The following is a 21,212-nucleotide window of genomic DNA, read 5'->3' as shown; positions in this document are numbered from 1 at the left end:
GCCATGACCGCATTGCCCGACTGGATGCGCCCGCCGCGCGCGGAAGGCTGGTTCGCGGAGGACCTCGACCGCCTCCCCGAGGCACCCCGCCACACCGAGTTGATCGATGGAGCCCTCGTCTTCATGATGTCGCCCCAGCGGTCCTGGCACGGCCGCCTCGTCACCGCCCTGACCACCACGCTCATGGCGCAGGCACCGGCCGGATTCGAGGTCGAGCGGGAGATGACGATCCGCCTCGATGCCCGCAACCGCCCCGAGCCGGACCTCTTGCTGACGGACCTGCCCTACGACCCCGACCGCACCTGGTACGCCCCGGAGGACGTGAAGCTCGTCGTGGAGGCCGTATCCCCGGAGTCCGCCCATTGCGATCGCACAGTAAAACTTCGCAAGTACGCAGAGGCCGGCATCCCGCACTACTGGTGCATCGAGGACGAGGACGGGGCACCCGTCGTCCACGTCTACGAGCTCGACGAACCCACTGGCGCATACGCACCCGCCGGGATCTTCCGAGGCACCCTCCAGCGCCCGGTGCCTTTCGAGGTCAGCCTGGACCTCGACAAGCTCACGCCGCCCCGAAGCAACTGAAAAGTCAGCACCGAGTCAGCACGGGAATGCAGAAGGGGTCGGACTCACCAGGGTCCGACCCCTTCCGACTGCACGTTTGACGAAACTAGCTAACGTGCAGTGATGACGTAATTACACATTGAAGCGGAACTCGACCACGTCGCCGTCCTGCATGACGTAGTCCTTGCCCTCCATACGGGCCTTGCCCTTGGCGCGGGCCTCGGCTACCGAGCCGCACTCGACCAGGTCGGCGAAGGAGATGACCTCGGCCTTGATGAAGCCGCGCTGGAAGTCGGTGTGGATCACGCCGGCCGCCTCGGGGGCCGTGGCGCCGCGCTTGATGGTCCAGGCGCGGGTTTCCTTCGGGCCGGCCGTGAGGTAGGTCTGCAGGCCCAGGGTCGCGAAGCCGACCCGGCCGAGGGTAGCGAGGCCGGGCTCGTCCTGGCCGACCGACTGGAGGAGTTCGAGGGCTTCCTCGTCGTCCAGCTCGGAGAGGTCCTGCTCCAGCTTGGCGTTGAGGAAGATCGCCTCCGCCGGGGCGACCAGTGCGCTCTGCTCCGCCTTGAAGGCGTCGTCCACGAGCTCGTCCTCGTCCACGTTGAAGACGTAGAGGAAGGGCTTCGTGGTCAGCAGGTGCAGCTCGTGGAGGAGGTCGCCCTGCTCCGTGCCCTTCGTGATGCCCTGGGAGAAGAGGGTGTCGCCGGCTTCGAGGATCTTCTGGGCCTTCTCGACCGCCGCCAGGACCGCGACCTTGTCCTTCTGGAGGCGGGACTCCTTCGTCAGACGGGGGATCGCCTTCTCGATGGACTGGAGGTCGGCGAGGATCAGCTCAGTGTTGATCGTCTCGATGTCGTCCTTCGGCGAGACCTTGCCGTCGACGTGGACGACGTTCTCGTCCTTGAAGGCACGGATGACCTGGCAGATCGCGTCCGACTCGCGGATGTTCGCGAGGAACTTGTTGCCCAGGCCCTCGCCCTCCGAGGCGCCGCGGACGATGCCCGCGATGTCGACGAAGTCGACCGTCGCCGGGAGGAGGCGCTGCGAGCCGAAGATGCCGGCGAGCACGGCCAGGCGCGGGTCCGGGACACCCACGACGCCGATGTTCGGCTCGATGGTGGCGAACGGGTAGTTGGCCGCCAGCACGTCGTTCTTGGTCAGGGCGTTGAACAGGGTCGACTTGCCGACATTCGGCAGGCCGACGATTCCGATCGTGAGCGACACGTTGGCGACTTCCCGTAGCTGGAGGGGCGGCGGCCCGGGAGTGGGCCACCGGACAGTTTACTTTCCGATGAGCGGCAGTCGTTGTACGCGTGTCCCCACACCGATACCGCGCTCGGCCCGCCTAGTTTTGTGGGGTGGAGCAATACAGGACGCGTTCGGCGGATCACCCGCAGCGACAGCAGCAGCGACGCCCGGCCCAGCCCATCGGCGGCGTGCCCGCCCAGGGTGGGCGGCCCCGGCCCGCGACGGCCCGGTGGCGGCCGCGGCCCCGGCTGACCGGGCTCGGCGGCGGGCTGTTCGCGTGCGCCGCCATGACCCTGGTCGCCGGGGTCGTCTGGCTGCTCTTCGACGGCTCACTGTTCGCCTACGGGCTGCTCTTCCTGCCCGTAGCGGCCGCCACCGCCCTCTGGGTACGGCCGGCCGATCTGATCACCGCGCCGATGACCGCGCCGATCGCCTTCGCCGTGGGAGTGTGGCCCGTCTCGGGCGGCTCCGAAGGCTTCGGCGGGCAGCTCATGGGCATCGTGTCCGCCCTGTCGCTGCACGCCGGCTGGCTGTACGGGGGGACCCTGGTGTCCGCGCTGATCGTGCTCGTCCGCAAAGCCGTACTCAGCTCCCGGCGGAAGATGTCACGGCGAACGGTCTGACCCGGCGCCGACGCCCGGGCCCTGCGCCTCCGAACCTCCCGTGCCTCCGGTGTTTCCCGTGTCTCCCGTGTCTCCCGTGCTTCTCGTACCTCCCGCAGTCGCCTTCGCCGCCATCGCCGCCCCCACGATGCCCGCGTTGTTCTGGAGCTTCGCCGGGACGATCTCGGCCCGGATGCCCTCGATCAGCGGAAGGAACTTCTCCGGCTTGCGGCTGACGCCGCCGCCGATGATGAAGAGGTCCGGGGAGAAGAGCATCTCCACGTGCTCCAGGTACCTCTGCACCCGGTGCGCCCACCGCTCCCAGGTGAGTTCACCGTCCTCCTTGGCCTTGACCGACGCCCGCTTCTCGGCGTCGTGGCCCTTCAGCTCCAGGTGGCCGAGCTCCGTGTTCGGGACCAGCCGGCCTCCCGTGAACAGCGCGCTCCCGATGCCCGTGCCCAGGGTCAGCATGATCACCGTCCCGTCGCGGCCCCGGCCCGCGCCGTACGTCATCTCCGCGATCCCGGCCGCGTCGGCGTCGTTCAGGACCGTGACGGGCAGGCCGCCGAGCTGCTCCTCGATCAGCGCCGCCGTGTCGACGCCGATCCACGCCTTGTCCATGTTGGCCGCCGTACGGGTGACGCCGCTGGTGACCACCCCGGGGAAGGTCACCCCCACGGGGCCGTCCCAGTCGAAGTGGCGCACCACCTCGACGACGCAGCCGGCCACCCCGTCGGGGGTGGCCGGCTGCGGTGTCAGCACTTTGTGGCGCTCCTGCGCCAGGTCGCCGCGGTCCAGGTCCACGGGAGCGCCCTTGATCCCGGAACCGCCGATGTCCACACCGAAGATCTGCATGGGATCACCGTAGGGAACATCACGGGGATGGGCCTACTCGTCGGACCTGCTCGTCGGGCCTACTCGTCTGGCCGGGCTCACTCGTGTCCCACTCGTGGCTGCCCGTCGGCCGACTCCTCGGCCGCCCTCGACCTACTCCTCGACCTACTCCTCGGGCTGCCCGGTCCGAGCGGCGACCAGCGCGGCCGCTTCCGCACGCAGGTCGCGACGCAGCTCCTTGGGCAGCGAGAAGACGATCGACTCCTCGGCGGTCTTGACGATCTCCACGTCCTCGAAGCCGCGCTCCGCGAGCCATTCGAGCACCTGCTCGACCAGCACCTCCGGCACCGAGGCGCCCGAGGTCAGGCCGATCGTGCTGACGCCCTCCAGCCAGGCCTCGTCGATCTCGCTCGCGAAGTCGACGAGGTGCGCGGCGCGCGCGCCCGCGTCGAGCGCGACCTCGACCAGCCGGATGGAGTTCGAGGAGTTCTTGGAACCGACGACGATGACCAGGTCGGAGTCGGCGCCCATCGCCTTGACGGCGGCCTGTCGGTTCGAGGTGGCGTAGCAGATGTCGTCGCTCGGCGGCGAGACCAGCAGCGGGAACTTGGTCTTCAGCGCGTCGACCGTCTCCATCGTCTCGTCGACCGAGAGCGTGGTCTGCGAGAGCCAGACGACCTTCGACTCGTCGCGCACGACGACCTTGTCCACGTCGTCCGGGCCGTCGACGATCGTGATGTGGTCCGGGGCCTCGCCGGAGGTGCCGATGACCTCCTCGTGGCCCTCGTGGCCGATGAGGAGGATGTCGAAGTCCTCGTTCGCGTACCGGATCGCTTCCTTGTGCACCTTGGTGACCAGCGGGCAGGTCGCGTCGATCGTCGCAAGCTTGCCGGCCGCCGCCTCCTGGTGCACCACCGGCGCCACGCCGTGCGCGGAGAACATCACGATGGAGCCCTCGGGTACCTCCTCCGTCCGCTCGACGAAGATGGCGCCCTTCTTCTCCAGCGTCTGGACGACGTACTTGTTGTGCACGATCTCGTGCCGGACGTAGACCGGTGCACCGTACTGCTCGAGAGCCTTCTCGACGGCGATCACGGCTCGGTCCACGCCCGCGCAGTAGCCGCGCGGGGCGGCGAGCAGGACGCGTCGGGAAGCGGGAGCAGGGGCGGCAGCAGTCATGCGGTCCATCGTACGGGGGTCTCCAGCAGGTCGGGCGTCGCCCGTTCGGCAGAGACTGGGGCGAATGTCCGTACCGATCGCCCCTCGGAGGAATGATGGCGTCCGTGGCCGCCCCCGGTACGGAGCCGGTGCCCGCCCTGCGGCGGAGCCTCGGCTTCCGGGACCTGGTCGTGTACGGGCTCCTCTTCATCGCCCCGATGGCCCCGGTCGGGGTCTTCGGCACGCTCGACGCGCGCTCGCACGGCGCCGTCGCCCTCGTCTACCTCGTCGCGACCCTCGCGATGGCCTTCACGGCCTTCTCGTACGCACAGATGGTCCAGGTGGCCCCGCAGGCCGGCTCGGTCTTCACGTACGCCCGCACGGCTCTCGGCGAGGGGCCCGGACTGATCGCCGGCTGGATGGCGATGCTCGACTACCTGCTGATTCCGGCGGTCGCCTACCTCTTCTCCGGGATCGCGATGAACGCGCTGGTGCCCGGGGTCTCCCAGTGGGTGTGGACGGCGCTGGCCGTGCTCGTGACCACGGCCCTCAACCTCTGGGGCGTACGGGCAGCGGCACGTGTGGGCTTCGCCGTGCTGGCCATGGAAATCGCGGTGCTCGTGGTGTTCGTGGTGGCCGCGGTGACGGTGCTGGTCCAGGGCGGGGCCCAGCGCGGCTGGCTCTCGCCGCTGACCGGGGACGGCTCGCTGGGCTTCTCCGTGACGGCCGTCCTGGGCGCGGTGTCGGTGGCGGTGCTCTCGTACCTCGGCTTCGACGCGATCGTCTCCTTCGCGGAGGAGGCCACGGGCGGTTCGGCCCGCGTGGCCCGGGCGGTGCTGTTCTGTCTGGCGCTGGCCGGGGTGCTGTTCGTCGTGCAGGGCTACCTGGCGGCGCTGTTGATGCCGGTGTCCTCGGCGGAGCTGGCGGCCGATCCGGCGCAGCAGGGCCCGGCCTTCTACGACGCGGTGGAGTCCTCGGTCGGCTCCTGGTTACACGACCTGGTCGCGGCCAGCAAGGCGATCGGGGCGGCCTTCGCGGCGTTGGTCGGGCAGGCGGCGGCGGGCCGGCTGGTGTTCGCGATGGCCCGGGAGCGGCGGCTGCCGGGTGCGCTCGCGCGGACCTCGGACGGGACGCCGCGGCCGGCCCTGCTGGTGGCGGCGGCGATCACGCTGATCGCGGCGGTCTGGGCGGCCCGCCGCGACGACGGGCTCGACCACCTGGTCTCGGTGGTGGACATCGGAGCGCTGGTGGCCTTCACCCTGCTGCACGCCTCGGTGGTCGGCTGGTTCGTGGTCAAGCGCCGGGCGGGCGCGCCGATCTGGTGGAAGCACCTGGTGATCCCGGTGCTCGGCGCGGCGGTGACCGTGGCGGTGATCGTCGAGGCGACATGGACTGCACAACTGGTGGGGGCGGTGTGGCTGGTGGTGGGTCTGGGGGTACTGGTGGCCCAGCGCGGCCGACGCGGCGAGGATCATCCGGCCGAGCCCGGGGACGGTGTCGGTTCTGGCGGCTAGCCTGCGTGCATGGGACTGAATACGTCGGCTGACGCGCCGCTGCCGGTCGGCCAGGTGTCCCGGCTCATCGGGGGCTGGATCGACAAGCTCGGCCAGGTGTGGGTGGAAGGGCAGATCACGCAGCTCTCGCGGCGGCCGGGGGCTGGGGTGGTCTTCCTGACGCTGCGCGACCCCTCGCACGACATCTCCCTCAGCGTGACCTGCTACCGGCAGGTCTACGACGAGGTCGCGGATGCGGTGACGGAGGGCGCTCGGGTCGTCGTCCTGGCCAAGCCGGAGTGGTACGCCCCGCGCGGGCAGCTGTCCCTGCGGGCCACCGAGATACGGCCCGTCGGCATCGGCGAGCTCCTCGCCCGGCTGGAGAAGCTCAAGCGGTCGCTCGCCTCCGAGGGCCTGTTCGCGCTGGACCGCAAGAAGCCGCTGCCCTTCCTGCCGCAGCTGATCGGCCTGGTGGTCGGGCGGGCCTCCGCCGCGGAGCGCGACGTACTGGAGAACGCGCGGCGCCGCTGGCCCGCGGTCCGCTTCGAGGTGCGCAACGTCGCCGTCCAGGGGGTGTACGCGGTGCCCCAGGTGATCCAGGCCGTCAAGGAGCTCGACGCCCTGGACGAGGTCGACGTGATCATCGTGGCGCGGGGCGGCGGCAGCGTGGAGGACCTGCTGCCGTTCTCCGATGAGGAGGTCGTACGGACGGTCGCGGCGGCTCGTACGCCGGTGGTCTCGGCGATCGGGCACGAGCCGGACTCCCCGCTGCTGGACCTGGTCGCGGACCTGCGGGCCTCCACGCCCACGGACGCGGCGAAGAAGGTGGTCCCGGACGTCGGTGAGGAGCTGGAGCGGGTACGTCAGCTCCAGGAGCGCGGGCTGCGGGCGGTACGGGCCCTGCTCGACCGGGAGGATCGGGGGCTCGGGCATGCGCTCGCCCGGCCCGTCTTCGTCCATCCGCAGCGGATGGTGGAGACCCGCGAGGACGAGCTGGAGGCCCTGCTGGGCCGCTCCCGTCGCACCCTCGGACACCTGCTGGACCGGGCGGATTCGGAACTCGCGCACACCCTGGCCCGGGTGGTCGCACTGTCCCCGGCGGCGACGCTGGAGCGGGGTTACGCCGTTCTCCAGCGGGCGGACGGGCACGTGGTGCGCTCGCCGCAGGAGGTCTCGGCGGACGACGTGCTGCGAGCCCGGGTGGCGGAGGGGGAGTTCACGGTCCGCGTCGCGGCCCCGGTCGCGACAGCGCACGACGAACAGGCCGAACAGGCCGAACAGGGTGTCGGGTGAGTGGCGGGGAACGCGCCCGCTTCGTAGTCGATGGTCGATGTACTGCACACAAAGGTTGGGACGGGAATGACTGAAACCGATACCTCGTTGGGGTACGAGCAGGCCCGGGACGAGCTCATCGAGGTCGTCCGCAAGCTGGAGGCCGGCGGCACCTCGCTGGAGGACTCCCTCGCACTCTGGGAGCGCGGCGAGGAGCTCGCGAAGGTCTGCCGGCACTGGTTGGAAGGCGCCCGCGCCCGACTCGATTCGGCGCTGGCGGCCCGCGACGCAAGTGGCGGGAGTGACGAGCGGGACGCCTAAGACCGGGCGAAGCGTGATCCGAGTCACCCGCGGACCGATTTAGTTGAAAGTTATACAACTTTCGGCTTAGAGTCGGGACATCGCTTCACCTCCGTATGGAAGAAGGCTTTCCGATGTCTCTCGTTCTTGACGCCGCCGCCCAGGACCTGCTGTTCCGCGAGGCCCGCACCGCCAACTCGTTCTCCGACGAGCCGGTCACCGAGGAGCAGGTCCAGGCGATCTACGACCTGGTCAAGTACGGCCCCACCGCCTTCAACTCGACGCCGCTGCGCATCACCCTGGTCCGCTCCCCCGAGGCCCGCGAGCGCCTCGTGAACCTGATGATGGAGGGCAACCAGGCGAAGACCGCCGCCGCGCCGCTCGTCGCGATCCTCTCCGCGGACAACGAGTTCCACGAGGAGCTCCCGACCCTGCTGCCGCACTTCCCGCAGGCCAAGGACGCCTTCTTCAGCGAGCGCCCGGTCCGCGAGCAGAGCGCCCTGATGAACGCAGCCCTCCAGGCCGCGTACTTCATCGTCGGCATCCGCGCCGCCGGTCTGGCCGCGGGCCCGATGGGCGGCCTGGACTTCGCCGGCGTCCAGAAGGAGTTCCTGGACGACGACCACACCCCGCTGATGGTCGTCAACATCGGCAAGCCGGGCGAGGACGCATGGTTCCCGCGCGGCCCGCGCCTGAGCTTCGACCAGGTCATCACCACCGTCTGAGCCCGGACTGACTGGGACCGGCTGGGATGACTGATTGATTGACGGACTGGCGTCCCAGCTACGCGAAGGCCGCGCCCCGGAATCCGGGGCGCGGCCTTCGCGTACGTACGGGGCTGCCCGTGTCGGCTACCTGCTGGCCTGGCCGCTCTGCTTGAACTCAAGCGCCGCCGCCATCGTGCCGAGGTCCTCGAAGGGGGCCGTCCCGGTCACCACCGTGACGTGACCCTGCTCCTGCCGGACCAGGGCGTCGTACTTCTCGCCGTCCCAGCGCTCCCAGGCCAGGTCGCCGACCTGCTGCGTCTGCCCGGTGGCCTTCGCCTTCTGGGTCACGTGGGCCAGGTACTTGGCCGAGGTGTCGCTGGACTGCTCGATGGCGACGTACTGGCCCTGCGGGTCCAGGAAGCCCAGGTGCCAGGCGTGGGCGGCGCCCCGGTCAAACGTCACCGAAGTCGCCCGCCACTGCGCGGGGAGCCCCACGGGCGCGGCCAGCGGGTACGGCGCCGCGCGCCGGGCCGTGATCGTCTCCACCCGGTAGTCGACCACGCGTGTCGGATCGGCCTTGTCGTCATGGGGGATGACGATGTAGATGCCCGCTACGACCACACCGATCACCGCCAGCGACCGGACCATGTCCCAGACCGTCTGCTTGCCCTTCATACCTGCCACGCCCCTATCGTCCCCCATGACCGGGAGTGATCACTGCCGGGGTCGGCGCGGCGCGGCACACGCCCGCAAGAGGTCCGCTCAGGCCAATCGCCCGACCAATATTCCGCTCATACGTGACCCGCCCTGCTCAATTTGTCGACGTACCGATAGAGTTCCAGGCACCCTCACCTTCCGGCCGTCGTCGTACAGAAAGGTGCGCTCCGATGACCGAGCACAACCTGCCGCCCCAGCTCGAAGTCTCTCCCGAGGCCCCCGACCGCAACCTCGCCCTGGAACTCGTCCGGGTCACCGAGGCCGCCGCCATGGCCGCGGGCCGGTGGGTCGGACGCGGCGACAAGCTCGGCGCCGACGGCGCCGCGGTCAACGCGATGCGGACCCTGATCTCCACCGTCTCGATGAACGGCGTCGTCGTCATCGGCGAGGGCGAGAAGGACGAAGCCCCCATGCTCTTCAACGGCGAGCGGGTCGGCGACGGCACCGGCGCCGAGGTCGACATCGCCGTGGACCCGATCGACGGCACCACCCTGAACGCCAAGGGCATGCCCAACGCCATCGCCGTACTCGCCGCCGCAGACCGCGGCACCATGTTCGACCCGTCCGCGGTCTTCTACATGGAGAAGCTCGTCACCGGTCCCGAGGCCGCCGACTTCGTCGACATCAACGCCCCGGTCTCGGTCAACATCCGCCGCGTCGCCAAGGCCAAGAACATGGCCGTCGAGGACGTCACCGTGGTCATCCTGGACCGCCCCCGCCACGAGGGCATCGTCAAGGAGATCCGCGAGACCGGCGCCCGGATCAAGTTCATCTCGGACGGCGACGTCGCCGGGTCGGTCATGGCGGTTCGTGAGGGAACCGGCGTGGACCTGCTCCTGGGCATCGGCGGCACCCCCGAGGGCATCATCTCGGCCTGCGCCATCAAGTGCCTCGGCGGCACGATCCAGGGCAAGCTGTGGCCGAAGGACGACGCCGAGCGCCAGAAGGCCATCGACGCGGGCCACGACCTGGACCGGGTCCTGCACACCAACGACCTGGTCTCCGGCGAGAACGTCTTCTTCGTCGCCACCGGCATCACGGACGGCGAGCTGCTGCGCGGCGTCCACTACCGCTCCGAGACCGCGACCACGTCCTCGCTGGTCATGCGCTCGAAGTCGGGCACGATCCGGCAGATCGACTCGACCCACCGCCTGTCGAAGCTGCGCGCCTACAGCGCGATCGACTTCGACCGCGCGCAGTAAGGCGGGTCGGCCGGCCGACGGCACGGCGAGAGGGGCGCTACCGCGTGCGGCGGTGGCGCCCCTCTCGCCGTGCGTACGGGCCTCAGCCCGCGGCGGCTATCGGCCCGGCCCCCGGAGCTTGGCGCAGTTCCGTCGCCCGGCGCCTGCGGCGGGCCAGCACCACGCGGCGCTCGGCCGCGGTGAGCCCGCCCCAGACCCCGTACGGCTCGGGCTGGAGCAGTGCGTGCTCGCGGCAGGCGACCATCACCGGGCAGCGGGCGCAGACGCGTTTGGCGGCCTCCTCGCGGGACAGCCTGGCCGCCGTCGGCTCCTTGGACGGGGCGAAGAAGAGCCCCGCCTCGTCGCGGCGGCACACCGCCTCCGCGTGCCACGGGCCGTCCTCTTCCCTCGCCGGCACCCGCGGCTTCGGCACGGCGGCCGGACGCGCCTGAAGGCTCTGTACGACGGCTACCTGCAGGGACTGATGCGGCGGATGCTGCACGGCCTACTCCTGACGACGTATACGCAAGCGAGAGACGATGCACCTGTCCCTACCCGCTGTACGCGCCCCTATGCACTGCGTGGAGCAAGCGCGCCGCCCTGGAAAAATTCGACCGAAACCCGCCTCAGCCGCCGGCCGGCCCCACCCGGCGCTTCCGCCCCTCCCGAGTTTCCGAGCGGCCCCTATCCCTCCAGGCGCTTGCGCAACTTGAGGGCCAGGTCGACCAGGCGTGCGCCGAGCTTGGGCCGGGCCTCGACGTTGCCCAGCAGGGCGAAGCCCCGGACGATCACCACCGGCGCGTTCGGATCGGTCCCGGAGCTGCCCTCGCCGCGCACCTCGAAGTTGCCGAGGACCCCGCTGCCGTAGCCGCGGAGCGTGATGTTCTCGGGGACCAGGATCTCGACGTTCCCGAGCACGCAGGTCACGTCGATCTCGGTGACCTGCTGCTCGAAGACGGCCTCGGTGAGGTCGATGCTGATGTCTCCCATGACGGAGACGGCGCGGGTGCGGGCTCCCGGCCGCCAGCGGCCCTTGCGGGCTGAGGCGCTGCACACGGCGACCATCGTTTCGGACACCACGTCCGGGCCGGCCGGGCCTGCCGTGGCGGGGCTCGCCGGGGCCTGCGCGTACGCGGGCCCCGCGGGGGTCGCGCCGGGCGCGGGCAGGTCCCGTACGAGGACCTCCAGCTCCCCTACCGTCTTGACGGCATACAGCGAGTCCAGGCGGTCGGAGTGCTCCTCGGCGGTCAGCCGGCCCTCGGCGAGGGCGTCGGCCAGGATGTGTGCGATGCGGTCGCGGTCGGCGTCGGAGGCCCGCAGGTCGGCGGGGCCGGCTGCGGGGGCGGCGGGCTTCTTTTCCAGGTCCACGTCAATCAGCATAGCGAGACACGATAGATCGCGATAGTCGCCAGTGAGCCTTACCTCACAGACACAGCCCCCGGCGGAGGTCCTACGCTGGTTAACCGCGCTGCCAATTGGTCGCCAGCGCTGTCTGCCGAGTGAGGAATGACTGCCGTCATGCCAGAGTTTGCGTACACCGACCTGCTGCCCCTGGGCGAGGACACCACCCCCTACCGGCTGGTGACCTCCGAAGGCGTCTCCACCTTCGAGGCCGACGGCCGTACGTTCCTCAAGGTGGAGCCGGAGGCGCTGCGCAAGCTCGCCGAAGAGGCCATCCACGACATCCAGCACTTCCTGCGCCCGGCGCACCTCGCGCAGCTGCGCCGGATCATCGACGACCCCGAGGCCTCCGCGAACGACAAGTTCGTCGCGCTCGACCTCCTCAAGAACGCGAACATCGCGGCGGCCGGCGTCCTGCCGATGTGCCAGGACACCGGCACGGCAATCGTGATGGGCAAGCGCGGCCAGAACGTCCTCACCGAGGGCGGCGACGAGGCGGCCCTCTCGCGCGGCATCTACGACGCGTACACCCGCCTGAACCTGCGCTACTCGCAGATGGCCCCGCTCACCATGTGGGAGGAGAAGAACACCGGCTCGAACCTGCCCGCGCAGATCGAGCTCTACGCGACCGACGGCGGCGCGTACAAGTTCCTCTTCATGGCCAAGGGCGGCGGCTCGGCCAACAAGTCCTTCCTGTACCAGGAGACCAAGGCGGTCCTCAACGAGGCCTCCATGATGAAGTTCCTGGAAGAGAAGATCCGTTCGCTCGGTACGGCCGCCTGCCCGCCCTACCACCTGGCGATCGTCGTCGGCGGCACCTCCGCCGAGCACGCGCTGAAGACCGCGAAGTACGCCTCCGCCCACTACCTGGACGAGCTGCCGCGCGAGGGCTCCCCGCTGGGCCACGGCTTCCGTGACGAGGCGCTGGAGCAGCAGGTCTTCGAGCTGACCCAGAAGATCGGCATCGGCGCCCAGTTCGGCGGCAAGTACTTCTGCCACGACGTCCGCGTGGTCCGCCTGCCGCGCCACGGCGCCTCACTGCCGGTCGCGATCGCCGTGTCCTGCTCGGCGGACCGCCAGGCCACTGCGAAGATCACCGCCGAGGGCGTGTTCCTGGAGCAGCTCGAAAGGGACCCGGCGCGGTTCCTGCCGGAGACCACGGACGAGCACCTCGACGAGTCCGCGGACGTCGTCTCGATCGACCTCAGGGAGCCGATGGAGTCGATCCTCGCGACCCTGTCGCAGCACCCCGTCAAGACCCGCCTGTCCCTGACCGGACCGCTGGTCGTGGCCCGCGACATCGCGCACGCCAAGATCAAGGAGCGACTCGACGCGGGCGAGGACATGCCGCAGTACCTGAAGGACCACCCGGTCTACTACGCCGGCCCGGCGAAGACCCCCGAGGGCTACGCCTCGGGCTCCTTCGGCCCCACCACGGCCGGACGCATGGACTCGTACGTCGAGCAGTTCCAGGCGGCGGGCGGCTCCAAGGTCATGCTGGCCAAGGGCAACCGGTCGCAGCAGGTGACGGACGCGTGCGGCGCGCACGGCGGCTTCTACCTCGGCTCGATCGGCGGCCCGGCGGCGCGCCTGGCGCAGGACTGCATCAAGAAGGTCGAGGTCCTGGAGTACGAGGAGCTCGGCATGGAGGCGGTCTGGAAGATCGAGGTCGAGGACTTCCCGGCCTTCATCGTCGTGGACGACAAGGGCAACGACTTCTTCCAGAACCCGGCCCCGGAGCCGACGTTCACCCACATCCCGGTCCGCGGTCCCGGCCTGGCGTAGCTACCGCCCCTCACGCCCCCTTGAGAGCCCCCGGCGCCCGCCGGGGGCTCTCGTCGCTCCCACCCCTCCCCGCCTCGCAGGCCCGCGCAGAAGCGACCCTGCCGACGTTGGGTCCGCTTCGTCTGCTTCGGTTTCCTGTTCCAGAAACTGCAACCCCTTGCGTCTCAGGTCAGTTGGTCGCGAGCATCGACTGAGACGCAACGCCGAAGGCCAGGAGGGGAACCTGATGAAGGTCACCAAGCTTGTCAGCACCTGCGACCTCAAGGATTGTCCGACGATCTACCTCACCGACAGGGGCACCCTGCTTGTCCAGGGAGAAACCCCCACGGACCACGGGCTCGATATTCCTGCCCACGAAACCGTGGTAGAAATCCCGGAACAGCTCGTATTCGATCTCATCCGGAAGGGTCTTCGTGGCGCCTAGGACGCTCGGCGAGCTGTTCGACACCTTCGAGCAGGAGGCGTTCCGGCTTGAGACCCGGGATGACTACAGCAACTCAGGGAACGTGGACGCCTATCAGGCGTTCCTCGCCGGGAATCCACAGCCGGCTGACTACAACCAGGCCTGGGTGTCAGAACTCCGTTCCCACAGCGACGCTGGAAAGCGCGTCTATCGCGTGCACATTCTCTCTCGCCCTCTCACGCCGTATCTACGGTTCGAGCTGGGTTGGGGCTACCACGCAAACATGAGAGGCGGCGAGGAGTTCTACATCCTCGACACCACCGAGGAATCCAATCCACTGGAAGGCGTTCCCGACTTTTGGCTGATGGACAACCTGACGCCAGGGGTCATGAACTACTCGGACGACGGATCGTTCCTCGGGGTCGAAATCCTCCCTGCGCAACGGGCGGAAGAATTTCGTACGTACCGAGACGCGGCCATGACTCATGCCGTGCCATTCCCCGAATGGTGGGCGAAGCACGGCGAGTGAACAGAGGAGAGCTGGGCGCCGCACTGCGGGCACTACGGCTGGCATCCGGGAAGGAAGCCAAGGCCGTAGCCCGCAGTGCAGTCATGTCCGCAAGCAAGCTGAGCAAGATCGAGACTGCGAAGGTTGCTCCGTCCACTGTGGATGTTGAGCGCATCCTTGCAGCCATCGGTGTTTCGGATGCGGTCAAGGAAGAGTACCTAGAAGCCGTCAGGGCGGCGGCGACCGAGGCCACAGCATGGCGTCTCATCCGCCGCATGGGAGTACATAAAGCTCAGCAGCAAACGAGAGCCTTGGAAGCCCAGATGGCACTTCTGCGGCTGTTCCAGCCGGCTTTGATCCCTGGCCTACTACAAACGCCCGAGTACATCAGAGCTATTCTGGCGCGTCATGATCTCGGCGACGAGGTACTTACCAGAACCATCGGCGCCCGCCTGGAGCGCCAACAAGCTCTCTACGACTCGGCCAAGGAACTCCAGTTCATCATCACAGAACCTGTCCTGCGGTGGCGAATCGTGACGGCATCCAGGATGGCGGAGCAAATGGACCGGATCGTTTCTCTCTCTCGCCTTCCACACATAGACGTTCGCATCGTCCCTCTGTCTGCGCGGCAGCACGACATAGCCAACCACGCCTTTGTCATCCGGGATGACCGAACAGTGACGGTCGAAACGACCCATGCCGAAATAGTAGTTACGGACCCGAGGGATGTGTCTCTCTACGTCCGCAAGTTTGAGGGTTTCGCAACCATGGCACTTTCCGGCAACGGGGCCCGCGCCATGCTTGAGGAGATTCGGGACGAGTTCTTGCGCGAACAGGAAACCGGCTAGGCGGGGCCTCCTCCCCGGTAGAGCATGGCTTGAACGGAAAATCCGAACCGGGGAGGCAATCAGCGATGAGCGCAAGGCAGACGACCATGGACGGCCCTGTTTACCTGTCCCTCCCCAACGACCCTCCGACGGCGGCCCAAGGCTGTGGTGTGTGCGAGTCGCTGGTGAAGCAGAAAAAAGCGGCGGTCGACCAGGGGGACATGTCGGCCGCGACGGATGCGGATGTGGAGATCCGGAACCACCCCCACGGCAGGCGTTCCGCGCGATGACCCGCGCGGCCCTGAGATTCGTCACGCATCGGATCACGCAGCACCCGGACACTGACGTGACGTTCGAAGCCGAGTGCCTGGCATGCAAATGGAAGGCCGAAGCCTCTCCAGATGGTGCGGCTGTGGACTTGGAATGCATGAGTCATGCAGGCCTGAGTGGTCACAAGTCCTTCCGGCGGCTCTGCACATCGTTCGCGATCGTCGTGCGCGCCGATGCGGAAACCTCCCGTCCCTCCCCTGCTCGCGGCGGCGCGACGCGGTAGGGACGGGCCTCAGGTTCCCCGTTCGATCGGTTCGGCCTGCGCGCAGACGGCAACGGTGGACGGGATGTGGTTCGACTCGCCGGACAACCCCGTATCGGTTCATCGCTCCGCGTAGCGGAGGGCCGCTCCGCCTCCGCCGGATCACTGGATCAGGGGAACGAGCGTTACCTCGACCTGTCCCACCTTGGTCCTCCAGCGCTCTCCGCGCTCCACGGCCGCGCGCCCGTCGCTGAGCATCTGTGCACGGATGACCTGCGCCGACTCGTCCAGGGCGGCACCGTCCATGGGGGCCATGACGCGTTCCTGGATCCGCCGCACCGACTGGTCGAGAGCCCTCACAGCGCCTTCGATGTCGTCCACGTCCTCACCCGCCACAGCGATGGGCGCGACTTCCCAGGACATCCACAGGGCCATGGTCACAGTGTAGGAGCGGACCGAGGGCTCGGCCTGCCGAGCCCTCGGCGCCCGATCTCGGTGCGGCGCGCGCGGCGCGGTGTGCAGGGTTCGCCAGGGCAATGTCACGCACTGTTCAGCCGCCGGAGCAGCATGCTGGACCCAGCCGGTCGCCTCATCCGGATAACGTCTGACCCATGAACCGGCAGTCCACGCTCTTCACCGCCCGCGACGTTCGGGTCATCGCCCACCGCGGGGCCTCCCACGAGCACCCCGAGCACACCCTCGCCGCCTACCGGCAGGCCATCTCCGACGGCGCCGACGCGCTGGAGTGCGACGTACGGCTGAGCGCCGACGGACGCCTGGTGTGCGTGCACGACCGGCGCGTGGAGCGGACCTCCGACGGTCGCGGGGTCGTCTCGGCCATGACGTACGAAGAGCTGGCCGCCCTCGACTTCGGCGGCTGGAAGGGCGAGGAGCACCGCGGGGCGCAGGTGCTGCTCTTCGAAGACCTGCTCAAGGAGGCGCTGGCCGCCGACCGGCCCGTCGGGCTGGCCGTCGAGACCAAGCACCCGACGCGTGCCGGCGGACGCCTGGAGGCCGAGCTCGTCCGGATGCTCAAGGACCACGGACTGGCGGACGGCTCCGACGGCCGCGTCGAGGTGATGAGCTTCTCCCGGAACGCTCTGACCCGGCTGCACCGACTCGCTCCCGGCCTGCCCGCCGTCTATCTGATCGAGCGGCGGCTGCGGCCGGCCCGGCCGCCTTTCGCAGGCCACGCCGGGCCCGGCATCGACCTGGTGCGCCGGGATCCGGGGCTGGTGGCGCGGCTGAAGGCCCAGGGGCTGCGCGTCCGTGTATGGACGGTGGACGAGCCCGAGGACGTGGAGTTGTGCCTGCGCCTCGGCGTGGACACGCTGATCACCAACCGGCCGCGTGAGGTACGGGAGTACCTGAACGGCCTGTGAGACGGCGGCGGCGCCCGGCCGCTCGACCACTCACACGCTCGACCCCGCACGCGCTCGGCCGCCCGGAAAGCAGGGCGCCCGGAAAGCAGGGCGCCCGGAATGCAGGACACCCGGCCGTTCAACCGGCCGGGTGTGGGGGCTTAGCCGCGGCGGAGCGGCGGAGGGGGTTATGCGAAGCGCTGGTTGGCCGAGCCGTTGCAGGTCTGCAGGCGCAGCTGGTCGTGGGCGGCGGCCACGGTCAGGCACATGCCCGGGGCGGCTGCGGGGCGGAGGGTGGAGCCGTCACGGACCCACTGCTGGTTCGCACCGCCGTGGCAGTTCCAGAGGATCAGGCCGGTGCCCGCGCCGTAGTTGGCGCCCGGAGCGTCCAGGCAGCGGTCGTGGGTGAGTTCGATGTGGACGGACTTGCGCGCGGAGTCGTACCACCAGCCCTGGTTGCGGCCGCCGTGGCAGTCCCAGCCGATGACCTTGGTTCCGTTGGCGCTGGAGCCGCCGTTGGCGTCGAGGCAGTTCCCGGTCGCCTCGTTCTTGAGCGGCTCGTACAGCTCGTCCCAGGCCCCGGCCTGTAGGACGGGCGTGCCGGTGCTCGCCGGATCGGCGCAGGAGCCCTCGCGCAGGCCCGAGGTGTAGAGCTGGGTCAGGCAGGCGGCGAACGCACCGTGGCCCCGGTAGTTGGGGTGGAAGGACTGGCGGGTGGTGTTCTCGTCCCACGGGAAGTGGTCCGCGAGGTCCAGGTAGAGGCCGCGGGCCCAGGTGTCTTCCATGCACACCTCATGGCCCTGGAAGAGCCGCGAGTTGTCCAGGTACGTGGCGCCCGAGGCGAGGGCCGCCGCGCGCATGCCCTTCTCGAAGGTGGGAACCGCGTAGTTGCGGCCCCAGGCGGCGTCGGAGTCGTAGCCGGCGCAGCCTCCGGGGAGCTTGCCGGGGAAGTTCGGGTTGTCGTAGAAGTCGGGGCCGATGGGGCTGGGGTAGCCCATCACGACGAGCTTGTAGTCGGAGTCGGCGTAGCCCGCGTCGCGCATCACCGTCTTGAGGTCGGCGACGGTGGACTCCACCTTGGGCTTCAGCCCGTCGACGCGGGCCTGCCAGCCCGGTCCGTACGTGGGTTCGCAGGTGCCCTGGCTGAGCACCCAGCGGGTCACGCAGTCGGTCATGACCGGGCCGAACTGCAGGTCGTCGTTGGCGCCCGCGACGAGCAGCACCATCTTGATCTTCGTGTTGCGGGCCTTGACGGCCAGGTTGTCGCTCTGCACGAGTTCGTCGGCGTACTGCTTGCTGCCGCCTATCCGGATGTTGCCGGTGTACGCGCCGGAACAGGCCACGTTGAAGGTCAGGTCGGCCGGGATTCCGGTGCGGTGGATCGCGGTGTCGGGCGAGCGGTGGCACTGGTTGGTCGAGGTGTTGGTCGCGGGGTCGTAGGTGCCGATGCCCTCGCCCGAGATCTCGCTGTCGCCGAGGGAGATCAGCCCGGTCTTGCGCTCGTTGAGGGGACGGATCGCCGGGTCGCCGTAGATCTTGGTGGCCTCCGCGGCGCGGATGGCCTCCAGCTCGGGCGGGAGGGGGGTGACCGTCCCGGCGGGGGCGAGGGCCCCGGTGGGGGTGGCCGCGTGGGCCATGGGGGTGATGGCGGTGACGCCCCCGAGGGCGGCCGCGATCGCCGCCGCGGCGGCGAAGGTAGATCTGAGCCTGGGCTTCGTACGTACACGTGTCATGGCGCCTCCCCGACGTTGGTGTTACCCCCGGTATTTACTGGCCGGTAGGGGAGTTGGGAACACTTCGAACAAGACAATTGCTCAACTTTTTGAGGAGGCAACGAATATGACGAACGATCAACAGGCCGACGGACAGGCGGGCCGGTACCGGACCGAGCACGACTCGATGGGCGAGGTACGGGTGCCCGCGCACGCCAAATGGCGAGCTCAGACCCAGCGCGCGGTGGAGAACTTCCCCCTGTCCGGACAACGGTTGGAGCGCGCCCACATCGAGGCGCTCGCCCTGATCAAGGCCGCCGCCGCTGCGGTGAACGCGAAGCTGGGGGTGGTGGACGAGGCGGTCGCCGACGCGATCCGGTCCGCCGCCGCCGAGGTCGCCGAGGGACGCTGGGACGAGCACTTCCCGGTCGACGTGTTCCAAACCGGCTCCGGGACCTCGTCCAACATGAACGCCAACGAGGTGATCGCCACCCTGGCCGGCGAGCGGCTCGGCCGCGAGGTCCACCCCAACGACCACGTCAACGCGTCGCAGAGCTCCAACGACGTGTTCCCCTCCTCCATCCACATCGCGGCGACGGCCGCCGTCACCCGCGACCTGCTCCCGGCACTGGAGCACCTCGCGGCCGCCCTGGAACTCAAGGCCGCCGAGTTCGCCGAGGTGGTCAAGGCGGGCCGGACGCACCTGATGGACGCCACCCCGGTGACGCTGGGCCAGGAGTTCGGCGGGTACGCCGCGCAGGTGCGCTACGGCGTCGAGCGGTTGCGGGCGGCGCTCCCCCGACTCGCCGAGCTGCCGCTGGGCGGGACCGCGGTGGGCACCGGAATCAACACCCCGACCGGGTTCTCCGCCGCCGTGATCGCCGAGGTGGCCGCCGCGACCGGACTGCCGCTGACCGAGGCCCGCAACCACTTCGAGGCCCAGGGTGCGCGGGACGCGCTGGTGGAGACCTCGGGGATGCTCCGTACGATCGCCGTCTCGCTGACCAAGATCTGCAACGATCTGCGCTGGATGGCTTCGGGACCGCGCACAGGATTGGCCGAAATCAACCTGCCTGATCTCCAACCGGGCTCGTCGATCATGCCCGGGAAGGTCAATCCGGTGGTCCCGGAGGCCGTACTCATGGTCGCCGCACAGGTGACCGGGAACGACACCACGGTCGCGGTGGCGGGCGCGGCGGGCAATTTCGAGCTCAATGTGATGCTGCCGGTGATGGCCAGGAACCTGCTGGAATCGATCCGGCTGCTCGGCAACGCGAGTCGTCTGCTGGCCGACCGCACGATCGGCGGGATCACCGCCAATGCGGCGCGGGCCAGGGAGTTCGCCGAATCCTCTCCTTCGGTGGTGACCCCGCTGAACCGGTACATCGGCTACGAGGAGGCGGCCAAGGTCGCCAAGCGGTCCCTCGCGGAGCGGAAGACGATCAGGGAGGTCGTGCTGGAGTCCGGATACGTCGACCGCGGCTACCTCACCGTGGAACAGTTGGACGAGGCCCTCGACGTCCTGCGGATGACCCGGCCCTGAAAACGTTTCTGGACAGGGGCCGGATTCGGTCGTTTCCCGTCCTCGCGCACCTCCGTGACCTGCACCGCAGCGGGCGCAGCGGCCCCAGCCCTAAGATCTGCGCATGACAGGTACCGGAGGCCGCGGGGGCGGCGACGCACAGGGCACCCGCTGGCAGCCCGGGGAGCAGATCCTCTGGCGCTACCGCGACCACGCCCCGGGCCTGAAGGGCGCCGTCCACATCTGCCGCCCGGTGACCGTGGTGCAGGACACCGCCGAGCTGTTGGCCGTGTGGATGGCTCCCGGTACCGAATGCGTCAAGCCGGTCTTGGCCGACGGCACCCCCGTCCACGAGGAGCCCCTCGTCACCCGGTACACGGCGCCGCGCACCACCGTACGGTCGCGCTGGTTCGGCGCCGGCGTACTGAAGCTGGCCCGGCCCGGCGACCCGTGGTCGGTGTGGCTGTTCTGGGAGCACGGCTGGCGGTTCAAGAGCTGGTACGTGAACCTGGAGGAACCGCGGACGCGTTGGGCCCGCGGGGTCGACTCGGTGGACCACTTCCTCGACATCTCCGTCTACCCCGACCGCACGTGGAAGTGGCGGGACGAGGACGAGTTCGCGCAGGCCCAGCGGTCCGGCCTGATGGACGCGGCGCAGGCCCGCCGGGTGCAGGACGCCGGGCGGGCGGCGGTCGGGGTGATCAAGGAGTGGGGAGCTCCGTTCTCCGACGGCTGGCAGGACTGGCGGCCGGATCCGAACTGGCGCGTTCCGACCCTGCCCGAAGACTGGGACCGCACCCCGGCGCATATGACCTCATGAGACCCTTGATGCGCCCCCGGGGTTCAAACGTAAGATCTCCCTCCGCAGGCCTCGCGCGGAAGAAGTGCTCGGCCGCACCACCGTAAATGTCGTTCCGTACGCGGAATTTGACCGAGGGTCAACACAAGGCGAGAGGTATCGAGCGGGTGGGCGGGTCCCCCCGGACGAAGTTTGGGAGAGGAACCGCGGGGTGATGGTGCCCCGGCCGCTGAGCGGGTATACCGCGACTGACCGAGTTGAGTGCAGCGCACATCGAGCGCAAACGGAC

22 protein-coding genes are annotated in these 21,212 nt (G+C 69.2%); 14 read left to right on the top strand and 8 right to left on the bottom strand.

Going from position 1 to position 21,212, the window contains the following annotated elements:
• The first annotated feature begins 3 nt into the window (after window positions 1–3).
• A complete protein-coding gene (locus tag ABZZ20_RS04365) occupies window positions 4–585 on the top strand; it encodes a Uma2 family endonuclease (RefSeq protein WP_356866582.1) in 582 nt (193 codons plus the stop codon).
• A gap of 111 nt (window positions 586–696) precedes the next feature.
• Here ABZZ20_RS04365 and ychF read toward each other — a convergent pair whose 3' ends face one another.
• On the bottom strand, window positions 697–1,785 hold the full coding sequence (ychF, locus tag ABZZ20_RS04360) for a redox-regulated ATPase YchF (protein WP_356866580.1): 1,089 nt from the start codon (window positions 1,783–1,785) through the stop codon (window positions 697–699).
• 134 nt (window positions 1,786–1,919) lie between these two features.
• Here ychF and ABZZ20_RS04355 point away from each other — a divergent pair, with 134 nt between their 5' ends.
• Entirely contained in the window at window positions 1,920–2,432 is a 513-nt protein-coding gene (locus ABZZ20_RS04355) for a DUF6542 domain-containing protein (protein WP_356866578.1), read from the top strand.
• On the opposite strand, the gene ppgK is transcribed toward ABZZ20_RS04355, so the two are convergent.
• Both ppgK and ABZZ20_RS04345 read right to left on the bottom strand, forming a co-directional pair.
• Window positions 2,415–3,266 carry a polyphosphate--glucose phosphotransferase gene (gene ppgK, locus ABZZ20_RS04350; RefSeq protein ID WP_356866576.1) on the bottom strand — a complete coding sequence of 284 codons (852 nt, stop codon included), beginning with the start codon at window positions 3,264–3,266 and terminating at the stop codon, window positions 2,415–2,417. The genes ABZZ20_RS04355 and ppgK overlap by 18 nt on opposite strands.
• A gap of 144 nt (window positions 3,267–3,410) precedes the next feature.
• A complete protein-coding gene (locus ABZZ20_RS04345) occupies window positions 3,411–4,433 on the bottom strand; it encodes a 4-hydroxy-3-methylbut-2-enyl diphosphate reductase (protein ID WP_356866574.1) in 1,023 nt (340 codons plus the stop codon).
• 86 nt (window positions 4,434–4,519) lie between these two features.
• Here ABZZ20_RS04345 and ABZZ20_RS04340 point away from each other — a divergent pair, with 86 nt between their 5' ends.
• The 4 genes from ABZZ20_RS04340 to ABZZ20_RS04325 all read left to right on the top strand — a co-directional run bounded on the left by ABZZ20_RS04340 (window position 4,520) and on the right by ABZZ20_RS04325 (window position 8,193).
• Window positions 4,520–5,917 (top strand): APC family permease, encoded by a 1,398-nt coding sequence (locus ABZZ20_RS04340; RefSeq protein WP_356867213.1) that lies wholly within the window; start codon window positions 4,520–4,522, stop codon window positions 5,915–5,917.
• A gap of 9 nt (window positions 5,918–5,926) precedes the next feature.
• Window positions 5,927–7,189 (top strand): exodeoxyribonuclease VII large subunit, encoded by a 1,263-nt coding sequence (gene xseA / locus ABZZ20_RS04335; protein WP_356866572.1) that lies wholly within the window; start codon window positions 5,927–5,929, stop codon window positions 7,187–7,189.
• 66 nt (window positions 7,190–7,255) lie between these two features.
• Window positions 7,256–7,489, top strand: a complete 234-nt coding sequence (locus ABZZ20_RS04330) for an exodeoxyribonuclease VII small subunit (protein ID WP_356866571.1) — start codon at window positions 7,256–7,258, stop codon at window positions 7,487–7,489.
• A 113-nt stretch (window positions 7,490–7,602) separates the two neighbouring features.
• Window positions 7,603–8,193, top strand: coding sequence for a malonic semialdehyde reductase (locus tag ABZZ20_RS04325; RefSeq protein ID WP_356866569.1), 591 nt, complete (start codon window positions 7,603–7,605; stop codon window positions 8,191–8,193).
• A gap of 126 nt (window positions 8,194–8,319) precedes the next feature.
• Here the strand turns inward: ABZZ20_RS04325 and ABZZ20_RS04320 are convergent, their stop codons facing one another.
• Window positions 8,320–8,850 carry a DUF4245 domain-containing protein gene (locus ABZZ20_RS04320; protein WP_356867211.1) on the bottom strand — a complete coding sequence of 177 codons (531 nt, stop codon included), beginning with the start codon at window positions 8,848–8,850 and terminating at the stop codon, window positions 8,320–8,322.
• Between the two features lie 212 nt (window positions 8,851–9,062).
• Here ABZZ20_RS04320 and glpX point away from each other — a divergent pair, with 212 nt between their 5' ends.
• Window positions 9,063–10,094 (top strand): class II fructose-bisphosphatase, encoded by a 1,032-nt coding sequence (gene glpX, locus ABZZ20_RS04315; RefSeq protein ID WP_356866567.1) that lies wholly within the window; start codon window positions 9,063–9,065, stop codon window positions 10,092–10,094.
• An 82-nt stretch (window positions 10,095–10,176) separates the two neighbouring features.
• Here glpX and ABZZ20_RS04310 read toward each other — a convergent pair whose 3' ends face one another.
• Together ABZZ20_RS04310 and ABZZ20_RS04305 are read right to left on the bottom strand one after the other, a co-directional pair.
• Window positions 10,177–10,551: a WhiB family transcriptional regulator gene (locus tag ABZZ20_RS04310; protein WP_356867209.1), complete on the bottom strand. Its 375-nt coding sequence runs from the start codon at window positions 10,549–10,551 to the stop codon at window positions 10,177–10,179.
• Window positions 10,552–10,757: 206 nt separating this feature from the next.
• Complete coding sequence (locus tag ABZZ20_RS04305) at window positions 10,758–11,453, bottom strand: DUF1707 domain-containing protein (RefSeq protein WP_356866565.1); 696 nt, start codon at window positions 11,451–11,453, stop codon at window positions 10,758–10,760.
• Window positions 11,454–11,591: 138 nt separating this feature from the next.
• Here ABZZ20_RS04305 and ABZZ20_RS04300 point away from each other — a divergent pair, with 138 nt between their 5' ends.
• The 4 genes from ABZZ20_RS04300 (at window position 11,592) to ABZZ20_RS04285 (ending at window position 15,018) form a co-directional block, all read left to right on the top strand.
• The gene (locus tag ABZZ20_RS04300) at window positions 11,592–13,259 is read left to right on the top strand and encodes a fumarate hydratase (RefSeq protein WP_356866563.1); all 1,668 of its coding nucleotides are present in this window, start codon (window positions 11,592–11,594) and stop codon (window positions 13,257–13,259) included.
• A gap of 226 nt (window positions 13,260–13,485) precedes the next feature.
• Window positions 13,486–13,683 (top strand): hypothetical protein, encoded by a 198-nt coding sequence (locus tag ABZZ20_RS04295; RefSeq protein ID WP_356866561.1) that lies wholly within the window; start codon window positions 13,486–13,488, stop codon window positions 13,681–13,683.
• Window positions 13,673–14,191: a DUF6879 family protein gene (locus ABZZ20_RS04290; RefSeq protein ID WP_356866559.1), complete on the top strand. Its 519-nt coding sequence runs from the start codon at window positions 13,673–13,675 to the stop codon at window positions 14,189–14,191. Before ABZZ20_RS04295 ends, ABZZ20_RS04290 begins: the two co-directional genes overlap by 11 nt.
• A complete protein-coding gene (locus ABZZ20_RS04285; RefSeq protein ID WP_356867207.1) occupies window positions 14,188–15,018 on the top strand; it encodes a helix-turn-helix transcriptional regulator in 831 nt (276 codons plus the stop codon). The genes ABZZ20_RS04290 and ABZZ20_RS04285 overlap by 4 nt, the downstream gene beginning before the upstream one ends.
• Window positions 15,019–15,691: 673 nt before the next feature.
• On the opposite strand, the gene ABZZ20_RS04280 is transcribed toward ABZZ20_RS04285, so the two are convergent.
• Window positions 15,692–15,964: a hypothetical protein gene (locus tag ABZZ20_RS04280; RefSeq protein WP_356866557.1), complete on the bottom strand. Its 273-nt coding sequence runs from the start codon at window positions 15,962–15,964 to the stop codon at window positions 15,692–15,694.
• A gap of 176 nt (window positions 15,965–16,140) precedes the next feature.
• Here ABZZ20_RS04280 and ABZZ20_RS04275 point away from each other — a divergent pair, with 176 nt between their 5' ends.
• Window positions 16,141–16,911 carry a glycerophosphodiester phosphodiesterase gene (locus tag ABZZ20_RS04275; protein WP_356866555.1) on the top strand — a complete coding sequence of 257 codons (771 nt, stop codon included), beginning with the start codon at window positions 16,141–16,143 and terminating at the stop codon, window positions 16,909–16,911.
• Between the two features lie 167 nt (window positions 16,912–17,078).
• Here the strand turns inward: ABZZ20_RS04275 and ABZZ20_RS04270 are convergent, their stop codons facing one another.
• Window positions 17,079–18,623 carry a ricin-type beta-trefoil lectin domain protein gene (locus ABZZ20_RS04270; protein WP_356866553.1) on the bottom strand — a complete coding sequence of 515 codons (1,545 nt, stop codon included), beginning with the start codon at window positions 18,621–18,623 and terminating at the stop codon, window positions 17,079–17,081.
• Window positions 18,624–18,729: 106 nt separating this feature from the next.
• On the opposite strand from ABZZ20_RS04270, the gene ABZZ20_RS04265 reads away from it, so the two are divergent.
• Both ABZZ20_RS04265 and ABZZ20_RS04260 read left to right on the top strand, forming a co-directional pair.
• Window positions 18,730–20,145 (top strand): class II fumarate hydratase, encoded by a 1,416-nt coding sequence (locus ABZZ20_RS04265; protein WP_356866551.1) that lies wholly within the window; start codon window positions 18,730–18,732, stop codon window positions 20,143–20,145.
• A gap of 103 nt (window positions 20,146–20,248) precedes the next feature.
• Window positions 20,249–20,944: a DUF402 domain-containing protein gene (locus ABZZ20_RS04260; protein WP_356866549.1), complete on the top strand. Its 696-nt coding sequence runs from the start codon at window positions 20,249–20,251 to the stop codon at window positions 20,942–20,944.
• The last annotated feature ends 268 nt before the right edge of the window (window positions 20,945–21,212 follow it).

The sequence above is a fragment of the Streptomyces sp. NPDC006430 genome (assembly GCF_040612395.1).
In the GTDB taxonomy this organism is placed as follows: Bacteria; Actinomycetota; Actinomycetes; order Streptomycetales; family Streptomycetaceae; genus Streptomyces.
This window is presented reverse-complemented; position numbering and strand designations above follow the sequence as displayed.